Genomic DNA, 23,869 nt, shown 5'->3' with positions numbered 1-23,869 from the left:
AAATTACACCGCTTCCTGTTTTTTTCGGATATATGTGGATAGTACCATAAACAGAAAGAGGTAGCCCAGCAAAATCAGCACGCTTTGCCAACTCGGCGCATCCCCCTGAACGATGGACCAGGCACCGCTTCCGAACTGGTAGGAGGGCAGCCATTTGCCGATGGCCTGCATCACCTTGGGCAGCACTTCGAATGGCATCCACATGCCGCCCGAGACGGCTAGAAGCAGATACAAAACGTTGCTGACGCCGCTCGCCGTATCCACGCGTTTCATCAGCCCCACCAGCGTCCCCAACGCGAGAAAAGGAAGCGAAGCTGCAATGATCCACAACCCGCTGGAAATCCACAGATACCAAGGCAGTGTTACCCCGTTAATTAAATACCCCGCGATAAAAATAAACACTACGGAAAACAGGTGCATCATGGTTTGGCCGAACATTTTGCCGAAGAAATAAATCGAACCGGGCAGCGGCGTGATTCGCATGAAGGTCGCCCAGCCTTGGGTACGCTCCTGCACCAGGCGGATGCCAAGCGTCATAATCGCCGACCCCATTACGCTGAAGGTCGTCATGGACATCAGGTAATACGCCCGCCATTCACTCGGATTGTCGGCCCCGGTATTAACGACCCGCGTGAAGATAAAGTAGAACAAGACCGGCATCAACAACGACCAAAATACATAATAGGGGTTGCGGATCACCCGAAGCATTTCCGCTTTACATTGCATCGTAATGGTACGCATCGTTAGATTGCCTCCTCTTCATGGTTTGTCGTTAGCTGTTCGAACGCTTCATCCAACCGTCCTTGCTCGATCTGGATGTCGTGCACGGGCAGACCGGCGGTAAACAATGCTGCCAATGCTGCGTCGGTATCCTCCGTTGTCACATGGATACGTCCGTCTTTGTTGTAGCATTCCGCGACAGGGGAGAGCGCCAGCAGCCGGCTCCGCAGTTCTGGGCCGTCGCCGTCGGCAAGGAAGGAAATCGAACGTTTGACAATACGCGATTTGATCGCTTCGGGCGTGCCGTCGGCGACCAAGGATCCCCGGTTAAATAGCAGGATCCGATCAGCGATATCGTCGGCTTCCTGCAGGTAATGCGTCGTGAAGACGATCGTCTTCCCTTGCGCGGCCAACTTGCGGATGCTGTCCCAGAAGCGGCGGCGCGCCGTGATGTCCAGCCCCACTGTGGGCTCATCAAAGAAGACCAGTTCAGGGTTCCCCGCCAAAGCAAGGGCAAAGCTAAGGCTGCGCTTTTGCCCGCCGGACAGCTTCTCGGCATAGCGGTTTAAATCGCTATCGGACAACCCCGTCAGACGAACCAATTCGTCCATCGCCATCGGGTTGGGGTAGTAGCTGCGAATCAGCTCCAGGATTTCGCGTACCTTTAGCCGATCCATCACGCTTACCTCTTGCAGCATCGCACCGGTCCGCTCACGGACTGAGCGGTCTTTGGGCGGCTTCCCGAACAGCTTGATCGTTCCGGTTGTTGGCTCCAGCAAGCCGAGCAGCATGGAGACTGCCGTTGTCTTCCCGGCTCCGTTAGGCCCAAGAATGGCGGTGATGGTGCCTTTGGAAATGGTAAATGATAGATGATCTACCGCTTTTTTATCTTTGAAGCTCTTGCTGACGTCCTTCATTTCAATAATAGGTTCCACGAAACACTTCGCCTCCTATTTAAGGTTTCGCCTTGGTAAGTTCTCCCTCCGCTAATTTAAGCATAGAGGAACGGCGATCCCCCCGTTAGTAAGGACTGTCATGACATTGAGATGACAATTGTCATTCTGATTTGAGTCTGAAGAAGCCCCCTCGATCTCAAGACCCAAAAATAGTTGAACTTTTCCCAATAAGCGCTTACTTATGGAGAACAAAAAGATGTATTAAAATGTGAATGCGGTTACAAAATACCGAGAAGAGTAAACAAAAGGGGAGGCAAAGCATGAAACGCATGAAACGTATGAAACACCTGTTGATCGGGATCTCCGCCTTGCTGGTGATGACAACAGCTCTCACGGCTTGCGGCGGCAATTCCAAGAATGAGTCGTCCTCGAACAATACAACACCTACGGAAACGAATTCTTCCGCAGGTAAAGGTTCCAGCGGCGAAAAGGTTACCATCAATCTGTGGAGCTTCACGGATGAAATTCCAAATATGACTACAAAATATTTGGAAACGCATCCAGACGCTAATGTTGAATTCAAAACAACGGTTATCGCTACAACGGATGGCGCTTACCAACCTGCGCTTGACCAAGCTTTGGCTGGCGGCGGCAAAGACGCCCCGGACATTTATGCTGCTGAAGCAGCGTTCGTTCTGAAATATACGCAAGGCGACGCTTCCGGGTATGCAGCGAACTACGCTGACCTGGGCTTGACTGACCAAATGGTTAAAGATGCTGGCATCGCTCAATACTCCGTAGATATCGGTAGTAAAGATGGCGAGCTGAAAGCTCTTGGCTACCAAGCAACTGGCGGCGCTTTCATCTATCGTCGTTCGATTGCGAAAGACGTATTCGGGACAGATGACCCAGCTGCTATCAAAAATGAAGTTGGTCCTGGTTGGGATAAGTTCTTCGATGCAGCTGCGAAGCTGAAAGCGAAAGGCTATGGTATCGTATCCGGTGACGGTGATATCTGGCACGCGATCGAGAACAGCTCCGACAAAGGATGGATCGTTGACGGCAAACTGTACATCGATCCGAAGCGTGAAGAGTTCTTGGATCTCTCCAAGAAGTTGAAAGACAACGGTTACCACAACGATACGCAAGACTGGACGGAAGCTTGGTATGCTGACATGTCTGGCTCCGGCGCTCAACCGATCTTCGGGTTCTTTGGTCCGGCTTGGTTGATCAACTATGTCATGAACGGTCAAGTTAAAGATACAAACGGTGATTGGGCTGTAACTGAATCTCCAACAGGGTTCTTCTGGGGCGGTACTTGGCTCTTGGCTAACAAAGACGTAACGAAAGACGAAGCGAAGAAGAAAGCGGTTGCTGATTTCATTCACTGGGTAACGCTGGATACCTCCGAAACCGGCCTCCAATATTATTGGGCAAACGGTACGATGAAAGAGGGCGAAGCAGGTACGAAGGATAGCGTAGCTTCCTCCGTGGTGATGGCGAAATCGAACGGTGAAGTTGCAATGCTGGGCGGTCAAAACATGTTTGACATCTTCGTTCCAGCGAACGAAAATGCTTCCGGTAAGAACTTGACGCAATACGACGAAACGATCAACAAACTGTGGCGCGATCAAGTTCGTGAATACACGGCAGGTAACAAATCCCGTGACGATGCGATCAAAACCTTCAAACAACAAGTGAAAGACCAACTTGGCATCGACAGCGAATAAGAATACGCAGTAGATGCGAAGGGGCGGGGAGTATAACCCGCCCCTTCATATCCATGAAAGAGGTGAAAGCATGCGCCGCAAAGGTGTCAATTATTCGAGATACGGTTACTATTTTACGTTGCCATTTGTGTTGGCTTTTTTGGTTTTTTCACTGTATCCGATTCTATATACCGCCGTTATCGGTTTCACTAATTTACAGGGGATCATCCCCAAACCATTGGAAATTCTCGATAACCCGTTTCAGAACTTTAAAGATCTGATTCTAGAAAATGCTTCTTTCAAGAAATCTCTCGCGAATACGTTTATCCTCTGGATCGTTAACTTTATTCCGCAGATAGGTCTTGCGCTGTTGCTGACGGCCTGGTTTACGAATAAACGTCTGAACATTAAAGGCCAGGGCGCGTTTAAGATCCTGCTCTATATGCCGAATATTATCACTGCAAGTACGATTGCAGTGCTTTTTAGCTCTCTGTTTGCATATCCGATGGGGCCGGTGAACAGCTTGTTCCAGCTGCTTGGTTGGTCCGATGCTCCGATCTTCTTCCTGCAGGATAAGACGACCGCACGTGGGATCGTTTCCTTCATTCAATTCTGGATGTGGTACGGGAACACCATGATTATTTTGATTGCAGGTGTAATGGGGATCAATCCGTCGATCTTCGAGTCCGCTGCGATTGACGGAGCCAACGGCTGGCAGACCTTCTTCAAGATTACACTGCCAAGTCTGCGCACCATCATGTTATATACATTAATTACGTCGATGATCGGCGGTCTGACGATGTTCGATATTCCGCAGCTGTTCCTTCAAGGCGGACCGGACGACGCAACGCTGACCACCTCGATGTTTATCTACGGGCAAGCGTTTAAAGGAAGTTATATGTATAACCGTGCGGCAGCCGCAAGTATGATTCTGTTCGTTATTGCTGCCGTGTTGTCCGCCATCCTGTTCTATCTGATGCGTGACCGGGATGCGGCGAAATTAAATAAAGCGATCAAAGAACAAAGAAAAGCAGAGCGTGCAGCAATGAAAGGGGAGGTGTAAGCCATGGAAAAAATTAAAGAAGGCAGTGCGGTCGCCCTCCGAATTAATCGGACGATTGTATATGTCGTATGTATTTTGCTGGCACTCCTCAGTATCCTTCCATTCTGGATCATGTTCGTGAACGCTACGCGTTCGACGGCGGAAATTCAAGCGGGCCTCTCGTTGCTTCCATCCACTCATATGATGAGCAACCTGAAGGTGCTGCTGGACAAGAGCTTTGATCCGGTTCGAGGGTTCATAAACTCGTTTATTATCTCGGGATCGGCTACCTTGTTGACGGTTTATTTCTCGTCCCTGACGGCCTATGGTCTGGTCGCTTATAACTGGAAGTTGCGGCAGCCGTTCTTTACCTTTATTATGGCGGTGATGCTGATTCCGGCTCAAGCCAGCTCGATTGGTTTCTATCAATTTATGTACAAAATTCATTGGACCAACAACCTGTTGCCTTTGATTTTGCCAGCCATCGCGGCTCCAGCGGTTGTGTTCTTCATGCGCCAGTACCTGCTGGGTACTCTCTCGCTTGAGATTGTTGAAGCGGCGCGTGTCGACGGCTCCGGCGAATTTAAGACGTTTAACCGGATCATTCTGCCGCTGATGATGCCGGCGATTGCGACGCAAGCGATTTTTGCCTTTGTCGCGAACTGGAATAACCTGTTTATGCCGCTCATTTTGTTGACAGATAAGAGTAAATATACGATGCCGATTATGGTCAGCTTGCTGCGCGGCGATATTTACAAGACGGAATTCGGTTCAATTTACATGGGTCTGGCTTTGACGGCGTTGCCTCTGTTTATCGTCTACTTCTTGCTGTCCCGGTATATTATTGCCGGCGTAGCGTTGGGCGGCGTCAAAGAATAATCGGGCATTTCACTTGCCTTGCTTGAAAGCCAAATGAATGATGAATAACCTCCCCATAAAATAAGAAGGCCTGTAGAGGGTTAGGATGGGCAACATGCTCATCCAGCTCATCTACAGGCCTTTCGTCATTTACAGGGGCAGAACGGCTGCGGGGCGATTGTATTAGACCGCTTTGCGGCGGAAGTACAGCATGCCGGCGATCAGGAACAACAGGAAGCTGCCGAGGACCGTGATGAACAGGCTCTCGTACGGCAGATTAAAGGCACCGTAGTTCGCTTGTCCGCGCGGCATCATGGCCAGCAGCGGCTGTGCCCAAGGATAGAAAGGGCCGATCTTGGCCGAATTGATGATCAGCAGGTTCGGAATCGTCAGCGATACGTTCACCGCAAGCGGAGCTGCAAAACTGGACCACACCAGGGAGACGCCCAGCTGTAAGGCAACCAGCGGCATACAGGCAATCCAGCCTCCGATGAGGCTCGTTGCGATCATCCCCCATGGCAAGGGGCCAGCGATCCCTTGGACTTGGTCTACAATCAGCAGCGCGGCTAGAAAGAGCAGCTGGGATGCCGCCAACAAGACGGCAACGACAGTGAACTTGGCCAGATAAACGGCGCTCCGTGAGACGGGAAGCACCAACAGCTGCTTCCAACCGCCGCCGGTGTGCTCGTAACGGCAGAGGAACGACGGAAATAAGCCGGACATGATCGGCAGAAACAATAGCGCGTGCAGCATCGACATGGTGCTGATCAGGAGCGGCCAGACTTCCGCATTGGCTCCTTTCGGCAGATTGACCAAGGCGCCGATCAAGGCAGACAGGGCCGGGCTGACCAGCAGGATGAGCCAGAGGCGCGAGCGCGCCATTTTTAGCCGTTCTGCGGCCAAGACGTTCAGGAACGTCTTCATATTAATCCACGTCCTTTCGGTTGAAATGAACAAGTCCGGTCAGCAGGATTCCTGCGCCGCAGGCAAGCCCGGCTGCGACAAACCATTCGCGGTGCGGGCCTTCGAACCCGAACACCGGCCAGTTCAGCGGAAACCACTCGGACAGGTTCAATGTAAACGGCGAAAGGATCGAAATCGTGACGCCAAGGGATACCGGCAACGACTGGTTCCGATAGGTGAGCGAAAGCCAGAGCTGGAGGGCCAGCAGCGGCAACGCGGCAAAAAACGGATAAAATCCAAGGCGCGCCAAATCCACGTAAGGGATGGACCCGGCCTCAAAACCGAGAGCTATACCAAGAATTACGGTCGCGACCGATAGCAGCACGCAGGAAACGGACAGCAGCAGGAAGCACAACAGAAATTTAGCACAATACACGGCGGTCCGTGAGATCGGCAGCGCCAGCAGTTGTTTCCAGGAACTAAGCTGATGCTCGACGTTCGCCACTAGCGAGCTTACTAGGGTGCATCCCAGATATATGGCCATCGGCACGAAGAAGGAAATGTTCTGCAGCAGGCCTCCCCACGGGTTATCGGCATATTGCTTGATCATCCAGTCGAAGCGCAGCCCGTAATTGAGCGCCTGCATGGCGACCAACCCGAGCGGAGCAAGAAAGATCAGGAACCAGATGCCTTTGCGCCGGATCTTCAGGAAGTCGGCCGAGAGGGAGCGTAACATCATACCGCGGCCCCCTCCCCGATTACCTGCATAAAGATGTCCTCCAGCGATTTCTTCTTCTGCTCGACGCGATAAATGGCATGTCCGTTTTCCACCAGCTGTTTGACCAGGCGGGCGACCTGGGCGTCAGCCATCCCTGGGAACGAGAGAACTCCGCTTTGCAGCTTGCCGATGGCGCCCAGATCACGGGCAATCCAAAGCGCTTCATCCGGCTCCGAAACAACGAGCTCCATATCGTGAGCTGCGCGGAGCCGCAGATTGTCGATCGTATCCTGGAACACCATCCGGCCTTCGCGGATAATGCCCACTTTGCTGGCCATCAACTCCATCTCCCCGAGCAGGTGGCTGGATACGAGCACGGTGATGCCGTAACGCTTCGGCATGCTCTTAATTAATTCGCGGATCTCGTGGATCCCGGACGGGTCCAGCCCGTTGGTTGGTTCGTCCAGGATGAGCAGTTCGGGGTTGCCGAGCAACGACGCGGCGATGCCCAGACGCTGCTTCATCCCGAGGGAGAAGCCCTTCACCGGCCGGCGTGCGTCGCTGGTCAGCGAGACGATGTCCAGCACCTCGTCGATGCGCGATTTCGGCACCTGCAAGATGCGGCGGATGGCCTCTAAGTTGTCGATGGCGCTCAAATGTCCGTAATAAGACGGGGATTCGACCAGCGAGCCGATGCGGCGCAGGATTGCCAGCTTATCGCGGTGCAGCTCGCGGCCGAAGATGCGAATCGTACCCGAAGTCGGCTGGATTAAGCCCAGCAGCATGCGGATCGTCGTCGTCTTCCCTGCACCATTAGGTCCGAGGAACCCGTAGATGTCCCCCTTCGCGATCTCCAGGTTTAAGTGGTCCACTGCGTAGCGGCCGCGGTATGTTTTCGTTAAACCTTCCGTTTGAATGATCATTTCACTCACGAATTATCACCTCGTCATGATCATATCGCCCGGAGGTTAAAGGCAAAGACAGGAGAAGTTTAAGATTCGTTTAATTTTGGGGCATGAAAAAAGGGACTGTAAACAGTCCCTCGCCTCATCTCAATTACAATAGCGCCATTGGATAAATATAAACTTTCGTTCCAGCTTCGCTCGATACGGTGGCCCGTGCGAGACCCATTTCCCGCAGCAGCAGGTCGACGATTTGCAGGCCAAGCCCCGCGCCTCCGCTAGCGGAAACCGACTCCATTCCAGGGCCGTGGTCGCTGATCGTGAGAGCCGTGGTGCCTTCGTATTGCTCTACCGCAATCCCGGCATAACGGCCCGATCCAGCATGGCGGACCAGGTTCTGGAACAAGTTATCGAGTACGCGGCGGAACCCTTGGGCGTCAACGTTCCAGTAGATCGGCTGCTCCGGCAGCTCAATATCGGCCGTAATCCCGTTCTTCTCCCAGACGGGGTACCAGGCGGCCGCGCTTTCCCGCACGATCCGCAGGATATCCAGCCGCTCCAAAGACATGGCATACCGTCCGCTGGAGAGCAGGTTATACGATAATAGATGATCCATCAGTCCGGATAAATCGCTGATTTTCGTCTCCATCAAAGCCAGGGACTGTCGTCCCTGTTCGGATAGGGGTTCCTGACGGAGCGAATACAGATGGCTGCCCAGCACGGTTAACGGCGTCCGCAGGTCATGGGATAGGTGGCTGATCAGGCTCTTGCGCAGCTCCTCTTCCTCGCGCTCCCGCTGGCGGCTGTCCTTCAGTGCGAACACCATATGGTTAAAAGCAAGCTCCAATCGGCCAATTTCGTCCGGGCGTCCTTCTTCGATGGGAGACGGCAGCCCGTCGGGACCCGGGCGGGTCATGCCGGCTTCCAGGCGCAGCAGCCGCTTGCGGATATCGCTAAAGAACAGATAGGAGAGCAGGACGAAGGCCCCCAGCAGAATCGCTAGAAACACCCCGTAAAAACGAATGTCACTAAGCTGTTCCCCTTTTTGAATCACCATAAATTTACGCGGAAGCTCCAACACCATGAAGCCTTGCTTGGCTTGTTCGTCCCCGCCAATAAAAGCGACAACCGTAAAAGGGTCGGCGTCCACACGTTGCTTCATGAAGGCGATAGTATCCTCCAAGGACCACTGCTGGGGCACCGACTCTTGCTCCGGCAGCTGCAGGCGGGTTTGGCCAGCCGTGTCAACCCAATACAGCGCGGCATCAGGATACAGCAGCTTCATCTCTCTGAGCTTCGCATCGATGGCATCGGCTTGAGCTCCCTTCAACTCAGCAGCAGCTTGATGCCAAGCGGTCTCAATCTCCTGTCCGGTACCGTAAGGACGGCTCTCGTGCACATAATGGCCAGGGTTTAGGAGATGGTCTCGATCACTTCAGGATTTGCGGGATCCCGTTCCAGCTTCTCACGCAGGTGGCGGATATGGACCATCAAGGTTTTGTCCCCGTCGAGGTAGGGCTCGTTCCATACGGCTTCGTAGATCTGCTCCTTAGTCAGGATTTGACTAAGATGGCGCAGCAGATAGGAGAAAATATGAAACTGCTTGCCGGTCAGCACGATTACCTCGTTGGTATCCTGATTGATGATCCGGTTTTCTTTCTCATACACAAGTAAATGTTTAATACGCAGCGGCGCTGGGTCGGCGATCCCCCCGCTGCGGCGGAGCAGCACCTCAATCCGGGCGGCCAGCTCGTCCGGATGGAACGGCTTCGTTAAATAGTCGTCGGCGAACTTCAGTCCCTGCAGCTTGTCGTCAATCGAAGTTCGGGCCGACAGCATCAATACCGGCAGCTCCGGATACTTCTGCTTTAACCGCCCCCCAATCGTGAAGCCGTCCAGCCCTGGAAGCATCACGTCAAGGATCACGAGATGGCAATCGGCGGCTTTCTCCACGGCCTGATCCCCGTGCTTCAGCCAAGTGACCGCGTATCCGCGCGCTTCCAGGTTGGAGCTGACCCATTCACCGATTTCGGGATCGTCTTCAATATATAGCAAATGCGTAATAGGCATAATGGCATTCCTCCTGATTCTATTTTGGCAAAAGACGGAGCAAAAAGAAACGGAAGGATCGATGAATTATTTGTGATTGAAATCACAAGTCAGACATTTTCCCTGTGCTACCTTGTTATTGAGAATGGTTATCAATGAAGTCATCGGGACATATCGAAACAGAAATTCGGCTGAAATTCAATAAGGAGGGGTTGGGCGATGAGCGAACTGATCAATAATCGGGAGTATGGCGCACCGGAACAAAGCCGCCGCCAGCAGCTGTTAAAGGAGATTATCAAGGAGCTGCATCAGGGGAAGAGCGTGGATGAAGTAAAGGCACGGTTCGAAGAGGCTGTCGGTGACGTGACGGTCGCGGAAATTTCCGCGATGGAGCATGCGTTGATGGAAGAGGAGGGCATTGCGGTCGAGGAGGTTCAGCGGCTGTGCTCGGTGCATACGGCGATTTTCAAGGGCTCGATCGAGGACATTCACCGTTCGTCCAAGCCGGAGGAGCAGCCGGGTCACCCGGTTCATACCTTCAAGCTGGAAAATCGCGAGATCGAACGGCTGGTGAACTTCAAGCTGCAGCTTCACCTGGACAAGTACCGGAAGGATCCCGGCAGCGAGATCGTATTCAAGCTGCTGGAGGATTTAAACCTGCTGATGGACCTCGACAAGCACTACAGCCGCAAGGAAAACCTGCTGTTCCCGTATCTGGAGAAGTACGGCATCTACGGCCCAACCAAGGTGATGTGGGGCGTGGACGACGGCATCCGCATGATGATCAAGGAAACGAAGGGCAAGCTGGCGGACGGCAGCGCGGATCCGGAGACGATGGTGATGGATCTGGAACGGATTATTAAGGAAGTCAACGAGATGATTTTTAAGGAAGAAAATATTTTGCTCCCGATGGCCCTTGAAAAGTTAACGGAAGACGAATGGGTGAGCATTGCCCGGGAAAGCGACCAGATCGGCTTCTGCTTGACCGCACCGGAGCGTGAATGGATTCCGGAGCGCGTGCCGCTGCAGCCCTCGGGCGAAGAAGTGAAAGGGACCGCACAGGCAGGCACGGAAGCGGGGGTTCCGCAAGGCTACATCAAATTCGAGACCGGCGTTCTCTCGATGGAGCAGCTGGAGGCGGTGATGAACCATCTTCCGGTGGACCTGACGTTTATCGACGAGAACGATGTCGTCCGATATTTCTCCCACGGCAAGGAACGGATCTTTGCCCGGACGAAGGCCGTCATCGGCCGGACCGTACAAAATTGCCACCCGCCGCAAAGCGTTCATGTCGTCAACCAGCTGTTGGAGGATTTTAAGGCGGGGCGGAAGGATGTCGAGGACTTCTGGATTCCGGTGAAGGACAAATTTGTGTACATCCGCTATTTCGCTGTACGCAGCGAGGATGGACGTTATCTGGGGACGCTGGAGTTCACGCAGAACATCGCCCCTATCCGCGAACTGCAAGGACAAAAACGTATTTTGTCCTAGCAGGGATGGCTTTATCATGTTTATCTTGCCTCATTGGGCTTACATCCGGCGTTTGCACTAGCGAATGCCGGTTTTTTTAGTTGCAGTAGCGGGGAGAGAAGGAAAGGGGAACAAGGGAAATTAAGTTCGTATACGCTTGTCTGTGATCTGTGTCATTTACGCAAAATCCCTTATCGGTATTGGGATTGCCGTTTCTTCCCTTCTCTTGACCGAACCGATGGGTTCGCTTATAGTTGGTACGTAGGAGAAAACTACTTGCGAAGGCGTTTTCAGTCATGGCGCGGACTAAAGCGGCGATGGATCGAGAATGGCCTTTTTGCACGTATAGGTATGTAAATGATCTATATATTTATGAAAAAGGTGGCTTGTGAAAATGTCTGAAAAAATCTACATTGGCGTTGACCTGGGAGGTACGGCAGTCAAAGTCGGCATTTGCAATGAAGAAGGGCAGCTTCTTCATACGTACGAAGGACCGACCGAAGTCGATAAGGGCGCGGATACGGTCGTGGCGAATATCGAGAAGTACGTCCGGCGTGTCGTGGAAGAATCGCCGTTCGCCTGGGAACAGGTGGCTGGGGTAGGCGCCGGGGTCGCCGGGTTTACGAATGTCCGCGAAGGGATCATCATTTTGGCGCCGAATGTAGGTTTGAAGGATTTCCCGATTCGCGCCATTTTGGAGGAGCGACTTGGCAAGCCAATCAAAATAGACAATGATGCCAATGTGGCCGCACTTGGTGAAGCTTGGGGCGGTGCAGGCAAAGGCATCGACAATTGCGTATGCTACACGCTGGGAACCGGCGTTGGCGGCGGGATCATCATTAACGGGAAGATTTATCAAGGCTTCTCCGGAATGGCCGGAGAGCTTGGACATATGTCTGTAGTTCCGGATCTGGAAGCGATCGGCTGCGGCTGCGGCCAAATGGGCTGCTTGGAAACCGTATCCTCGGCTACGGGGATTATTCGCATGGCGAAAGATGCCGTAGCGCGCGGTGACCGGACTTCGCTGGCTCATGTGGAGAACATTATGGCGAAGGACGTCTTTGATGCAGCTAAAGCGGGTGACGAGGCGGCAATTCGCATCGTGAACCGGGCGGCCTTCTATCTGGGCAAATCGATGGCGGCTGTCGCTGTCGTTCTTAATCCAGAGCTGTTTATTATCGGCGGGGGCGTGTCCAAAGCCGGTGACATTCTGTTTAACGAAGTTCGCAGCGTATTCGCCAAATTGACGCCGGAGCCGGTGCAACGCGGCATGCAAATCGTTCCTGCAACCTTGGGCAATGACGCGGGAATGGTCGGTGCCGCTGGCCTCTTCCTCCGTTCCTAACGAAAAGGTGCTAAGCGGAACTGCTTGCAGCTAGCTGGGGGCCGTTGGTACCGCTGGTGTCGCTGCTGGTGTCGCATCTAACGGACTCTAGAAGCGTTATTTGGCAGTCTTGGAAAGATTACAGTTTCTAACGGACCTAGGAGATCTTATTTCGGTCAATTGCAGCTCAAGGGTCGTCATCAGAGCCAGATAAGGTCTCTGGGGTCCGTTACAGTGGGAAATGGTCGGGAAATAAGCAAATAAGGTCATTACAGTCCGTTACATCATCCTTTTAGAATGGACAAGGAGAATTACGCGAGGAGGGAATAATCATGCCGGAGAAGGAAACAAGTTCGGTCGCCAATCTGATCATTATCACGGGCATGTCGGGGGCAGGGAAGTCGCTGGCCGTGCGCAGTTTGGAGGATCTCGGATTTTTTTGCGTAGATAATTTGCCTCCGGTGCTGATTCCCAAATTCGCAGAATTGATTGAACAATCCAAAGGGAAAATCGCCAAGGTTGCGCTGGTCATCGACCTGCGCGGCCGGGAGTTCTTCACGGCGCTTTCGGAGTCGCTTAGCTTTATTAAGGAGCATTTCACCATCAAGTGTGAAATCCTGTTCCTCGATGCCACCGATTCGGTCCTTGTGCAGCGGTATAAGGAAAGCCGCCGCCGCCATCCGATGGCCCCGGACGGGATGCCGCTGGACGGCATCCGGCTGGAACGCAAAATGCTGGATGATTTGCGGATGTCGGCAACTCAAGTCATCGATACCAGCAATATGAAGCCGGCACAGCTCAAGGAGAAGATCATTTCCCGATTCTCGCATTTGGAGAGCAGCAACTTATCGGTGAACATTACATCGTTTGGATTCAAATACGGGATTCCGATCGATGCCGACCTGGTGTTCGACGTGCGCTTCCTGCCGAATCCCCATTACATCGAGCAGCTGCGGCCGCTCACGGGACAAAACAGCGAGGTATATGAATATGTTATGAAGTGGCCGGAGACGCAGACATTCCTGGCCAAATTGCTGGATATGCTGCATTTCCTGCTGCCGCAATACCATAAAGAGGGGAAGAGCCAGGTCATCATCGGCATCGGCTGCACCGGCGGCAAACACCGTTCGGTCGCGATTGCGGAATACCTGGGTAAGATGCTTGGCGTCAGCGAAACGGAAACGGTCCGCGTAAGTCATCGCGACGAAGGCCGGGACCGCTAACCAAGCCCCCTGCAAGTATAGAGGACATTCAAAAGGATAACCTGTTCCCTTTTTGAACCCTCATTAAGAGGTGAACCAAGTGATACATCGGGCTAAGGATATAAGAGTTCCGCGGATCGTCGTGATGGGCGGCGGTACCGGCTTGTCTGTCATGCTCCGCGGGTTGAAAGAGAGACCGCTCGATATCACGGCTATCGTAACTGTAGCCGACGATGGGGGCAGCTCCGGGATCTTGCGCAATGAATTACAAATGCCGCCACCCGGGGATATACGCAACGTACTTACCGCGCTGGCCGACGTCGAACCGCTGCTGTCGGATATGCTGAACTACCGGTTTGCATCGGGTTCGGGATTGGCTGGGCATAGCTTGGGCAATCTGATCTTGGCGGCGATTACCGATATTTCCGGCGATTTCGTGACCGCGGTGCGCGAGCTGAGCCGCGTCTTTGCCGTACGCGGGCGCGTGTTGCCGGCTGCGGGTCAGGCCGTCGTGCTGCATGCGGAGATGGAAGACGGTACGATCGTGACCGGGGAATCGAAGATTCCGGAGGTTCGAGGTAAGATCAAGCGCATTTTCCTTGAACCGGAGGAGGTGGAGCCTTTGCCGGAAGCCGTAGAGGCGATTCGCGAGGCGGACGCCATTCTGATCGGACCGGGCAGCTTGTACACCAGCATTATTCCGAATTTGCTTGTACCGAAGCTGGCAGAGGCTGTATTGGAAAATACCTCCGCGATCAAAATATTCATATGCAATGTCATGACCCAGCCGGGCGAGACGGACGATTATACGGTCAGTGACCACTTACAGGCCGTGTATAATCACGTCGGCAAGCATCTGTTTGACTACGTCATCGTGAACGACGGCGAAATTCCGCCGCAGGTTCAGGATTTTTACGCCGAGAAAGGCGCCAAGCCGGTCCAAGTGGACTGGGATAACGTGACGGGTCAAGGCTATAAGGTCATTGCCGATACGCTGGTGTTGTTCCGCAGGTATTTGCGGCATGACGCCGATAAATTAAGCCATCATATTTACCAGCTGGTTGAAAACTGGATTTTACGAAAGAGGTGAGTCTCTTGTCCTTTGCGGCGCAAACCAAAAAAGAGCTGACGATGGTCGAAGCCTCGGACTGCTGCGAGCAGGCCGAACTATCCGCTTTGATCCGGATGAACGGATCGGTACAGGTTTCGAACAAAAAGATCGTTTTGGATATCTCCACCGAAAACGCCGCGATCGCAAGGCGGATCTACTCCCTGTTGAAGAAGCATTTCCACATTCACACGGAGCTGCTGGTCCGCAAAAAGATGCGCCTCAAGAAAAACAACGTCTACATCGTTCGCATTCCGGCCCGGGTTGAGGAGATTCTGAAGGAGCTGAAAATCGTCTCCGAGGGATTTATTTTTAATCCCGGGATTAATCCGGAGCTCACTCGGAAAAACTGTTGTAAGCGGGCTTATCTGCGCGGGGCGTTTATGGCCGGCGGGTCGGTCAACAATCCGGAGGGTTCGTCTTACCATTTGGAGATCGCCTCGATGTACGAAGAGCATTGCAAGGCGCTGGTCGATCTGGCGAACGAGTTTCATCTGAACGCACGTTGCATCGAGCGGAAGAAAGGTTTTATTTTGTACATCAAAGAAGGCGAAAAAATCATCGAGCTCCTCAGCATCATCGGCGCGCATCAGGCGTTGTTCAAATTCGAGGACGTGCGGATTATGCGCGACATGCGTAATTCCGTGAATCGCATCGTGAACTGCGAGACGGCGAACTTGAACAAAACGATTGGTGCCGCTGTCCGGCAGATCGACAACATCAAGCTGCTCCAGAAGGAAGTCGGTCTGGAGAACTTGCCGGAGAAGCTGCGGGAGGTCGCTGAGGTTCGCTTGGCTCACCCGGATATGAATCTGAAGGAAGTGGGCGAACTGCTGAAAGGAACGGTCAGCAAATCGGGGGTAAATCACCGGTTGCGCAAGATCGATGAGCTTGCCGAAAAAATTCGCGGGGGCTAAACTGGTTTTGCTGCTAGTGTGTTTTGTACTCCGTATGCTATAATGATAGAAATTATAATGTCAACGAATGTGACGAAATGGATTGAATTCGTATAGGGGGTAAGTTTTCATGGTCAAACACCCGGTTACCGTTCGTTTGAAAACGGGGCTGCATGCTCGGCCGGCTGCGCTTTTCGTTCAGGAAGCGAATAAATATTCTTCAGAGATTTTCGTTGAAAAAGACGATAAAAAAGTGAATGCCAAGAGCATCATGGGGATTATGAGCCTTGCAATCAGTACCGGTACCGAGATTTACATTAGTGCGGAAGGTGCGGACGCTGAGCAGGCTGCAAACGCTTTAATCAATTTAGTCAGCAAAGAGGAGCTGGAGAACCAGTAAACGCTGGTTTCGCCTTACGAAACAAGGGGATGTTTCCGTGAAAGGATCACGGGATCATCCTTTTTTGCTTTTTACTGCAACATTTGTCCACGGTTTACGTTTAGAAGGTAAAATTACCAATACTTATCCCAAAAAATGAACGGAGGTCATGAACATGAAAACATGGTTGAAGCCTGCAGCTTCCTTGCTGGTTGCGGGAACATTGATTACCGGAGGTATGTTTGTAAGCGGTGCCCTTAACGCGCCGGTGCCGGTTTATGCGGATGGCGAAATGCAAAAGAATGTGGTGACGGTGGTGGGCAGCGGTGAGCTCTCCGTGAAGCCGGACGTAGCGTATCTGTCCATTGGGGTAGTGACGGAGGCCAAGACAGCGAAAGAGGCTCAAAGCGCTAATGCGACTAAAGTGGCTGCGCTGACGAAGCTGCTGAAGGAGACGTGGAAGATTGCCGACAAGGACATTCAAACCGGTCAATTCTACGTACAGCCGAACTATACGTACAGCGACAAGGAAGGCCAACAGATCAAGGGATACAGCGCTTCGCATTCGCTGGAGGTCACTTACCGGGATTTGTCGAAGGTAGGACAATTGCTGGATGCGGCATCTGCGGCTGGAGCCAACCGGATCAATAATATTCGCTTCAGCACAGAAAATCCGGATCAGTACCAAGACCAAGTGATTCAAAAAGCGATGAATGATGCGAACAAGAAAGCCGCCTCGATCGCGAAAGCCGCCAACCGCCAGCTGGGTATTGTGCTTAGCATCAGCCAAGGCAGCACAAGCACGCCGATCTTCACGCAGAACGTGAAAATGATGGAAATGGCGGCAGCGGATTCTGCGGTGAGTACACCGGTGGAACCAGGCGAAATCGACCTGCAAACCACGTTAACAGTGATGTATGAGCTGAAATAGGGCATATAGGGAATCTATATCAGTTACTTAATGAGCTACCGCATAGGTTTGTGTGATAGCTCATTTTTGTATTTTACTAACTTTAAAGCCTTTGGAGATAAAATGACTGTTGAGAAAGTGGGATATAACACATTTAATTTGATAGTTAGCCCAGATCAATTGAAGATTCTTGAAACCCTGTCTACAGTCGACGCTATTTATATTCAACCTAAGAGTGGCGGTGGAGTTTATATCGAAAATTGTCCTTTGCTGCATTAGTAGGTATCGGCATTGAATGACAACGGGGCAGGCGCCATATAGAAGTGTGCCATAAATTAAGATAGAAAAAGGAATTTACATAAGTAAATATTTACAAATTTAACATGGGAAAATAAGATAGAAACAGGTATAAAATACCAAAATTAAGGAGGAAAGAAAAATGAAAAGATTAAGTTTATTTTTATTGGTTTTATCTTTTATTCTCAGTAGTTTTTCAGGAGTTGCAAGTGCAGATATAGGGCGCAGTGAAGAAGATTTCGGCAAAATAGTACAGCAAGTTGACCGAATGAAAACTAACGGTGCTACAAAACAAGATGTCATACAATTTCTGGAATCAAAGGGTATTGAAGTACTAGCAAGTGATACTGTTATTTTTGATGCTAAAGGAAATGAATCTAATAGCATGACTCCAATGGCACTCAGTCCCCAATTAAGAGTACTTACAAACTATATTACGAAGGATAGTGACAGGTACTACGCTTGGGTACAGGTTGAGAAAAAAGCATCACTTCCTGCAGATGCTACCTATGAATTGTATCCAGCTTCATACGACGTTGTTTCTATTAACTGGGATTCTAAAAAGTTTGATTACGTGTCGAGTGGGACAAGTAATTCTGCGAATATGTGGTTAGCCGATGCCGATAATAGAAACTCAGGAACAATACTTTTCAACATCTATGATAACCTTGAGGGCGGTGGAGATGCATGGACAGTAAGTGCATATGCAAAATTATCTGCAAAAACAACAGGACAAACTACAACAGCTGCCAAGTATACTCATACTTATGATACAACTCAAAAATCAGAACAATATTCAGGTACAGCAAGCTGGACATGGGGTAGTCCTCTTGAGATAGGTGTGAACTACACAGTAACAACAACAGATGTCGAAAAAAATTGGACAAAGGCCGCAACTGCCTCTGTTACACTTTCAAAATAGTACATTTTATGTATAATAAAGTAAATGGGAAGTGATTTTGTTCCCGTTTACTTTATTTTTTTGGATTATTATTCCTAATAAAGGGAAGTGTTCCCAATAGTGAAAAAAGATGTTAATTTCAAGTGGATTTTAATCACAGCTATAGTTGTATTGTTATCGAATTTAATCCAATACATCATATTCGATCAAACCAAGGTAGAAAAGAAATCTGAAACTCAAAATATTTATGATATATTTACTACTTATTCTGATCGCGTTCTAAGTACCTATAGATTTTTAATTGAATTAGAAGATGATGATCGAACACCAAAGGAAGCGTACTTATTCTCAGAGGGTTTTTTAATGGGAATTAGCTCTGATTATTATACAAAACTGGATTTATTATTGGAAAAAATGGATGGGAAAGAATACAATTATGAACTTACTAACATTGTTGAAACGAATAAGAACTTGCAAAGGATGGTCTATGTTCTAAATAAATATTTATTTAGTCAACAAAATAATTCAGAATTCCCTGAAAATTGGGCGGAAGTAAAAGGCTCACTGATGAAAATAAGACCTTTATTAGCATCTTCATCCACGGAGGATTTAACCTTGTATAATATTACAAGCTATCCCAGGGAATTCATTACGCAACCCCAATATAGAGACACCATGATTTCTGTTAATAGGGGGATTTCTGAAGTTATAGATCAAATGATGAGGCTCGGAGACAGTGAGTAAAGTTACTCAGAGGTTCCTTGAAAACCCAAGGGAATTATAGCAAAACTATTGTAACCCGCGCCAAAACAAGGTATAGTGAATATGCGAAAAAATGAATCGAAGTACCCGATAAAGCCATACCAATGGATATGGCTTTTTTTTCTTAGGAAGACAAGCCTACATTGAAGGAGTTGATGCAAAGATGATAGAACTGGCCGCGGTGGAGAAGCACTTTGCGGGACAGGTCGCCTTGCATCCGCTATCGCTCACGATTAAGGAAGGGGAATTCCTCACCTTGCTGGGCCCAAGCGGCTGCGGCAAGACGACGATTTTGCGCATGATCGCCGGGTTCGAGCAACCGACCTCCGGGAAAATCCTGCTGGACGGAAAGGACCTGACGAATTTGCCGCCGAATCGCCGGGATTTGAACCTTGTCTTTCAACATTATGCTTTATTTCCTCATATGACGGTGGAAGAGAATGTCGCCTTTGGACTGAAGATGAAAAAGATGCCGATCAAGCAGCAGCAGGAACGTGTGCGGGAGGCGGTTGAGATGACGCAGCTGACCGCGCTCACGAAGCGGTATCCGCACCAGCTGTCCGGCGGGCAGCAGCAACGGGTGGCCATCGCGCGGGCGATCGCCAACAAGCCGCGGGTGCTGCTGCTCGATGAGCCGCTGGGCGCGCTGGACCTGCAGCTGCGCAAAAGCCTGCAGGCCGAGCTCAAGCAGCTGCAGCGCAGTCTGGGCATCACGTTCGTCTACGTGACGCATGACCAGGAAGAAGCGATGATGATGTCTGACCGCATCGTCGTGATGAACAGCGGCCGAGTGGAGCAGATCGGCACACCGCGGGAAATTTACGCACAGCCGGCTACGTTGTTTTCGGCCACCTTCGTTGGCGAGAACAATATTTTCTCCCGGGACGGGCAGCTGTTCGCCGTGCGTCCGGAGAAGCTCAAGGCCGTGCGGAGCGGCGAAGGCGTCGAAACGAAGCGCAGCGGCGAGCTGATGGACGTGCTGTACCTCGGCGGCGTGCATAAGCTGATCGTGCAGCTGGATAACGAACCGATGACCGTATCCATCGTGCTGGATGTCAACGATGAGCGTACGTGGCAAATCGGGGAGACGGTTGGGGTGGATTGGAAGCCGGAGGATGAGGTGGTCATCGGATCATGAAAAAATCTGGCTTAAGCATGCTGCCGGTGTTCCTGTGGTTATGCCTGTTCCTGGTTGTGCCGATGCTGATCGTCATAGGCATCTCTTTTATGGGTCGTGACGAGCTTGGCAATGTGGTGCTGGACTTTAATTTGGATGCCTATGCGTTATTTTTTGACCCGTTATATTTGGGCATTTATTGGGATACGATTGTGTTATCCGTGATGACGACCGCATTATGTCTATTGCTCAGTTACCCGTTGGCCTATTATATTGCGAACGCCGGTCCGAGAATGCAAACCTGGGGCCTGGTGCTTATTACCGTGCCGTTTTGGATCAACTTTCTGATCCGCACTTATGCCTGGGTGCTGCTGCTGCGGACGCAAGGGATCGTCAATGAGTTCTTGCTCAGCATCGGACTGATCTCCGAACCGCTGCAGATGCTGTATACGAAGGGCGCTGTGTTGCTCGGCATGGTGTATACGTTTATTCCGTTTATGGTGTTGCCGATATTTGTGGCGTTGGAGCAGATGGACAAGCGACTGCTGGAGGCGGCCAGCGATTTGGGTGCGTCGAGCTGGAAAGCGTTCTGGCACATTACGCTGCCGCAAACGAAGTCGGGGATCATGACCGGCTCCGTGCTGGTGTACGTTTCGACAACCGGCATGTTTGTCGTGACGGACATTCTCGGCGGGGCGAAATCGGCAATGATCAGCAACATCATTCAGAGTCAGTTCCTTGGGGCCCGCAACTGGCCGTTTGGCTCGGCGTTGTCCGTGATCTTCGTGATCACCTCGCTGATTCTGATTGCGCTGTTTAATCGGGCGATGACGTCCCGGTATCAAAGGGTGCGGGAGGTGCGTTCATGAAAACCAAAAGCCATCCGCTGCTCGGCGTTCATTCGCTGATCATGATGATTTTCATCTATGTGCCGATCCTGTTTATCGTTGCGTATTCGTTTAACAGTTCCAGGCTAGCGGCCGATTGGAGCGGCTTTACGTTCGACTGGTACATCTCGCTGTTTGATAACCGCCATGTCATGGAGGCCTTGGCCAACAGCTTAACCGTGGCGATCGTCTCAACGGTAATCTCGACGGTGCTTGGCACGCTGGCGGCGCTGGCGATGCGGAAGATCGGACGCCGCTTGAAGCCGGGCATGGGCGGCTTGTTGTATTTGCCGATCATCATTCCCGATATCATCATGGGCTTGTCGTTGCTGGTACTGTTTAATCAGCTCCATATGCCGCTGGGTAAAATAACGATTATTATTGCCCATATCACCTTTAGTTTGTCCTACGTCTACGTTGTCGTGACTACGCGTCTTTCCGGCATGGGGGGACAACTGGAGGAGGCAGCGCAGGATTTGGGGGCGAGCTCGTGGCAAACCTTCCGATACGTGACGTTGCCGCAGATTGCTCCGGGCATTATCTCCGGGGCCTTGATCGCGTTTACGCTGTCGCTGGACGATTTCATGGTCAGCTTCTTTGTTAGCGGGCCAAATTCGACCACATTGCCGATTTATATCTATGGGCAGGTCAAACGGGGTATTTCCCCGGAAATTAACGCGCTGTGTACGATTTTGATCCTGGTGACGGTCGCTTTGATCTTCCTGGCGCAATTTGTGCTGAATCGCGGCAAGGGCCAGAAGAAACAATCATTGCTGCCGTTTTAGGCGAATTTTGATATTCCATAAGACGAAACCGAAGGGAGATTGGGAATTGAACAAAAAGAGATGGGCCGGTCTCGTACTGGCAGGGATGTTGGTTGCCGGACTATTGTCGGGTTGCGGATCGTCGAAAGAGACGCTCAACATTTACAGCTGGGCGGATAACTTTGACGAGGAAGTGCTGGAGCAGTTCGAGAAAGAGTTTGACGTAAAAATCAATTATGACGTGTTTGCCAACAATGAGGATCTGCTGGCTAAAATTAAGGCGGGCGGCGGCGGTTACGATTTGATTCAACCGTCCGATTACATGGTGGCTACGATGATCAAGCAGGATCTGCTGGCACCGCTGGATATGAACAACATTCCGAACTTTGCGAACGTGTCTGACGCGTATAAAAACCCTTCCTACGATCCGGGGAACAAATACTCGATCGTATACACTTCGGGGGTTACGGGGATTGCGTATAACAAGAAATACGTGAAAGACGAGATCGACAGCTGGGAGGACCTGTGGAATCCGGAATACAAGGGCAAGGTCATTTTGCTGGACGATAACCGCGAAGTAATTGGTATGGCCTTGAAAAAGAACGGCTATTCCAACAGCTCCACCGACGAAGGTGAAATCACGACGGCTGTGGAGGATTTGAAGAAGCTGCTGCCAAGTGTGCTGGCTTTCGATACCGACAACATCAAGCAAAAAATGATTCAAGAAGAAGGCTGGATCGCCACCGTATGGTCGGGTGACGCTTCCTACATTGCCCAAGACAATCCGGATGTCGCTTATGTAGTACCTAAGGAAGGCGGCACGATCTGGTCGGATAACTATGCGATTCCGAAGGATTCGAAGCATAAAGAGCTGGCCGAGAAGTTTATCAACTTCATGCTCGATCCGGAAATTAGCGCGAAGAACTACGAAGCGATCGGATACAGCGATCCGAATGTGAAAGCAGCGGAGTTCCACAGCGAAGAATACCGGAACGACAAGATGATTAACCTGTCAGAGGATGAGTTGTCCCGTACCGAATGGCTGAGTGACGTAGGCGATAAGCTGCAGCTGTACGACCGGTACTGGACTGAATTGAAGAGCGGCCGTGAGTAATATCGGCTTACATTTTACAATAGCGTCAGGCGCTTTCCTTGAGGGAAGGCGTGCTGGCGTTTTTGCGTACATGAATTTTTGCCACCCGGGTCATAATTTAGGTATTAACCGATAGAGGGTGGCGATAACAAGTGAAGCGTAACACGGTAGAAATGATCACTTTGCTGATGACCGCAGGCTTGATGATATCCGGCTTAGCCGTTGTTCCGGCCGAAGCTGCGCCGCAGTCTCCAGTCGAGATCAGCGGGAAGGCGAATGAGGCAGGCTCGGCGCTTGTGCAGGAGCGGCAAGGCGTCAAAATCACGAACCATACGATTGAGAAGAAGATTCCGGAAGCGTCGATTAAAGTCGACTATCCACAGCTGAGCGGATTAAAGCACAAGTCGGTGCAGAAGAAGATCAATAAGCTGTTTAAGGTAAAAGCCGAGAAATTTGTGGCCAATGCGTTGAAGGAAGCGAAGGCGGGACAACCGTCGACACAAAGTGGGAACCCCTATGAGTATGTCGGTACTTACAAAGTGACGTACAACCGCGACGGGGGGCTCAGCCTCTATCAGGACTGGTACTCCTACACCGGCGGTGCGCATGGGATTACCGTACGCGACGGCTTAACATTTTGGCTGGATAACGGAAAGCTGCTGACGCTGGACGAGCTGCTCCGGGCAAACCCGAATTACCGCAGCATCGTCGATCCGGAAATCGCCAAGAAGCTGCAGGAAACGGAAGGTTACTTCGGTAACTTCAAAACGATCGGCTCGAATCCGTCATATTATGTGAAGGATGAGGGCGTGACGATCTTTTTCCAACTGTACGAATACTTGCCTTATGTGTTTGGTTTCCCGGAATTTTATTTCCCGTTTAGCCAGCTGCTGCCGCCGGGAACGAATCCGTTTGATTTCAAAACACGCTGAAGCTTTATCGAATCAATGTTAAACGCCCTC

At 51.2% G+C, this 23,869-nt stretch carries 24 protein-coding genes; 17 read left to right on the top strand and 7 right to left on the bottom strand.

Translation table 11 applies throughout. The features are described 5' to 3' along the window. Nucleotides 1-3 precede the first annotated feature (3 nt). Nucleotides 4-741 (bottom strand): ABC transporter permease, encoded by a 738-nt coding sequence (locus tag POTG_RS11540; RefSeq protein ID WP_009225009.1) that lies wholly within the window; start codon nt 739-741, stop codon nt 4-6. 2 nt (nt 742-743) lie between these two features. Next, a complete protein-coding gene (locus POTG_RS11535) occupies nt 744-1,655 on the bottom strand; it encodes an ABC transporter ATP-binding protein (RefSeq protein WP_009225008.1) in 912 nt (303 codons plus the stop codon). Nucleotides 1,656-1,936: 281 nt separating this feature from the next. Here POTG_RS11535 and POTG_RS11530 point away from each other — a divergent pair, with 281 nt between their 5' ends. The 3 genes from POTG_RS11530 (at nt 1,937) to POTG_RS11520 (ending at nt 5,246) form a co-directional block, all read left to right on the top strand. Beyond that, complete coding sequence (locus tag POTG_RS11530) at nt 1,937-3,346, top strand: ABC transporter substrate-binding protein (protein WP_009225007.1); 1,410 nt, start codon at nt 1,937-1,939, stop codon at nt 3,344-3,346. A 70-nt stretch (nt 3,347-3,416) separates the two neighbouring features. After that, on the top strand, nt 3,417-4,388 hold the full coding sequence (locus tag POTG_RS11525) for a carbohydrate ABC transporter permease (RefSeq protein WP_009225006.1): 972 nt from the start codon (nt 3,417-3,419) through the stop codon (nt 4,386-4,388). Between the two features lie 3 nt (nt 4,389-4,391). Then, nucleotides 4,392-5,246, top strand: coding sequence for a carbohydrate ABC transporter permease (locus POTG_RS11520; protein WP_009225005.1), 855 nt, complete (start codon nt 4,392-4,394; stop codon nt 5,244-5,246). A 162-nt stretch (nt 5,247-5,408) separates the two neighbouring features. Here the strand turns inward: POTG_RS11520 and POTG_RS11515 are convergent, their stop codons facing one another. From POTG_RS11515 to POTG_RS11495, 5 genes are all read right to left on the bottom strand, one after another. Continuing rightward, a complete protein-coding gene (locus tag POTG_RS11515) occupies nt 5,409-6,149 on the bottom strand; it encodes an ABC transporter permease (protein WP_009225004.1) in 741 nt (246 codons plus the stop codon). Nucleotide 6,150: 1 nt separating this feature from the next. Continuing rightward, the gene (locus POTG_RS11510; protein ID WP_009225003.1) at nt 6,151-6,867 is read right to left on the bottom strand and encodes an ABC transporter permease; all 717 of its coding nucleotides are present in this window, start codon (nt 6,865-6,867) and stop codon (nt 6,151-6,153) included. Further along, nucleotides 6,864-7,778, bottom strand: a complete 915-nt coding sequence (locus POTG_RS11505) for an ABC transporter ATP-binding protein (protein ID WP_009225002.1) — start codon at nt 7,776-7,778, stop codon at nt 6,864-6,866. The genes POTG_RS11510 and POTG_RS11505 overlap by 4 nt, the downstream gene beginning before the upstream one ends. A gap of 124 nt (nt 7,779-7,902) precedes the next feature. After that, on the bottom strand, nt 7,903-9,147 hold the full coding sequence (locus tag POTG_RS11500; RefSeq protein ID WP_009225001.1) for a HAMP domain-containing sensor histidine kinase: 1,245 nt from the start codon (nt 9,145-9,147) through the stop codon (nt 7,903-7,905). Between the two features lie 14 nt (nt 9,148-9,161). Further along, on the bottom strand, nt 9,162-9,818 hold the full coding sequence (locus POTG_RS11495) for a response regulator transcription factor (RefSeq protein ID WP_009225000.1): 657 nt from the start codon (nt 9,816-9,818) through the stop codon (nt 9,162-9,164). Nucleotides 9,819-10,016: 198 nt separating this feature from the next. On the opposite strand from POTG_RS11495, the gene POTG_RS11490 reads away from it, so the two are divergent. The 14 genes from POTG_RS11490 to POTG_RS11425 all read left to right on the top strand — a co-directional run bounded on the left by POTG_RS11490 (nt 10,017) and on the right by POTG_RS11425 (nt 23,839). Next, nucleotides 10,017-11,288 (top strand): DUF438 domain-containing protein, encoded by a 1,272-nt coding sequence (locus POTG_RS11490; protein ID WP_009224999.1) that lies wholly within the window; start codon nt 10,017-10,019, stop codon nt 11,286-11,288. 373 nt (nt 11,289-11,661) lie between these two features. Further along, nucleotides 11,662-12,612 (top strand): ROK family glucokinase, encoded by a 951-nt coding sequence (locus POTG_RS11485; RefSeq protein ID WP_009224998.1) that lies wholly within the window; start codon nt 11,662-11,664, stop codon nt 12,610-12,612. A 311-nt stretch (nt 12,613-12,923) separates the two neighbouring features. Next, entirely contained in the window at nt 12,924-13,814 is an 891-nt protein-coding gene (gene rapZ, locus POTG_RS11480; protein ID WP_009224997.1) for an RNase adapter RapZ, read from the top strand. Nucleotides 13,815-13,938: 124 nt separating this feature from the next. After that, entirely contained in the window at nt 13,939-14,883 is a 945-nt protein-coding gene (locus tag POTG_RS11475; protein WP_009224996.1) for a gluconeogenesis factor YvcK family protein, read from the top strand. Between the two features lie 5 nt (nt 14,884-14,888). Then, the gene (whiA, locus tag POTG_RS11470) at nt 14,889-15,818 is read left to right on the top strand and encodes a DNA-binding protein WhiA (protein ID WP_036645079.1); all 930 of its coding nucleotides are present in this window, start codon (nt 14,889-14,891) and stop codon (nt 15,816-15,818) included. Nucleotides 15,819-15,927: 109 nt separating this feature from the next. Continuing rightward, on the top strand, nt 15,928-16,197 hold the full coding sequence (locus POTG_RS11465; RefSeq protein WP_009224994.1) for an HPr family phosphocarrier protein: 270 nt from the start codon (nt 15,928-15,930) through the stop codon (nt 16,195-16,197). A gap of 154 nt (nt 16,198-16,351) precedes the next feature. After that, complete coding sequence (locus POTG_RS11460; RefSeq protein WP_009224993.1) at nt 16,352-17,107, top strand: SIMPL domain-containing protein; 756 nt, start codon at nt 16,352-16,354, stop codon at nt 17,105-17,107. A gap of 418 nt (nt 17,108-17,525) precedes the next feature. Beyond that, nucleotides 17,526-18,305, top strand: a complete 780-nt coding sequence (locus POTG_RS11455) for a hypothetical protein (protein WP_009224991.1) — start codon at nt 17,526-17,528, stop codon at nt 18,303-18,305. A 99-nt stretch (nt 18,306-18,404) separates the two neighbouring features. Beyond that, a complete protein-coding gene (locus tag POTG_RS11450; protein WP_157273412.1) occupies nt 18,405-19,028 on the top strand; it encodes a hypothetical protein in 624 nt (207 codons plus the stop codon). 181 nt (nt 19,029-19,209) lie between these two features. Continuing rightward, a complete protein-coding gene (locus POTG_RS11445; RefSeq protein ID WP_009224989.1) occupies nt 19,210-20,184 on the top strand; it encodes an ABC transporter ATP-binding protein in 975 nt (324 codons plus the stop codon). Beyond that, the gene (locus POTG_RS11440; protein WP_009224988.1) at nt 20,181-21,032 is read left to right on the top strand and encodes an ABC transporter permease; all 852 of its coding nucleotides are present in this window, start codon (nt 20,181-20,183) and stop codon (nt 21,030-21,032) included. Before POTG_RS11445 ends, POTG_RS11440 begins: the two co-directional genes overlap by 4 nt. After that, nucleotides 21,029-21,835: an ABC transporter permease gene (locus POTG_RS11435; protein WP_009224987.1), complete on the top strand. Its 807-nt coding sequence runs from the start codon at nt 21,029-21,031 to the stop codon at nt 21,833-21,835. Before POTG_RS11440 ends, POTG_RS11435 begins: the two co-directional genes overlap by 4 nt. 46 nt (nt 21,836-21,881) lie before the next feature. Next, nucleotides 21,882-22,928, top strand: a complete 1,047-nt coding sequence (locus POTG_RS11430) for an ABC transporter substrate-binding protein (RefSeq protein WP_036645077.1) — start codon at nt 21,882-21,884, stop codon at nt 22,926-22,928. Nucleotides 22,929-23,059: 131 nt separating this feature from the next. Continuing rightward, nucleotides 23,060-23,839, top strand: a complete 780-nt coding sequence (locus POTG_RS11425; protein ID WP_009224985.1) for a DUF3298 and DUF4163 domain-containing protein — start codon at nt 23,060-23,062, stop codon at nt 23,837-23,839. The last annotated feature ends 30 nt before the right edge of the window (nt 23,840-23,869 follow it).

It is taken from the genome of Paenibacillus sp. oral taxon 786 str. D14 (assembly GCF_000159955.1).
Lineage (GTDB): Bacteria > Bacillota > Bacilli > Paenibacillales > Paenibacillaceae > Fontibacillus > Fontibacillus phoenicis.
The sequence above is the reverse complement of the archived record's forward strand: the minus strand, read 5'-3'. Positions and strand labels throughout refer to the sequence as shown.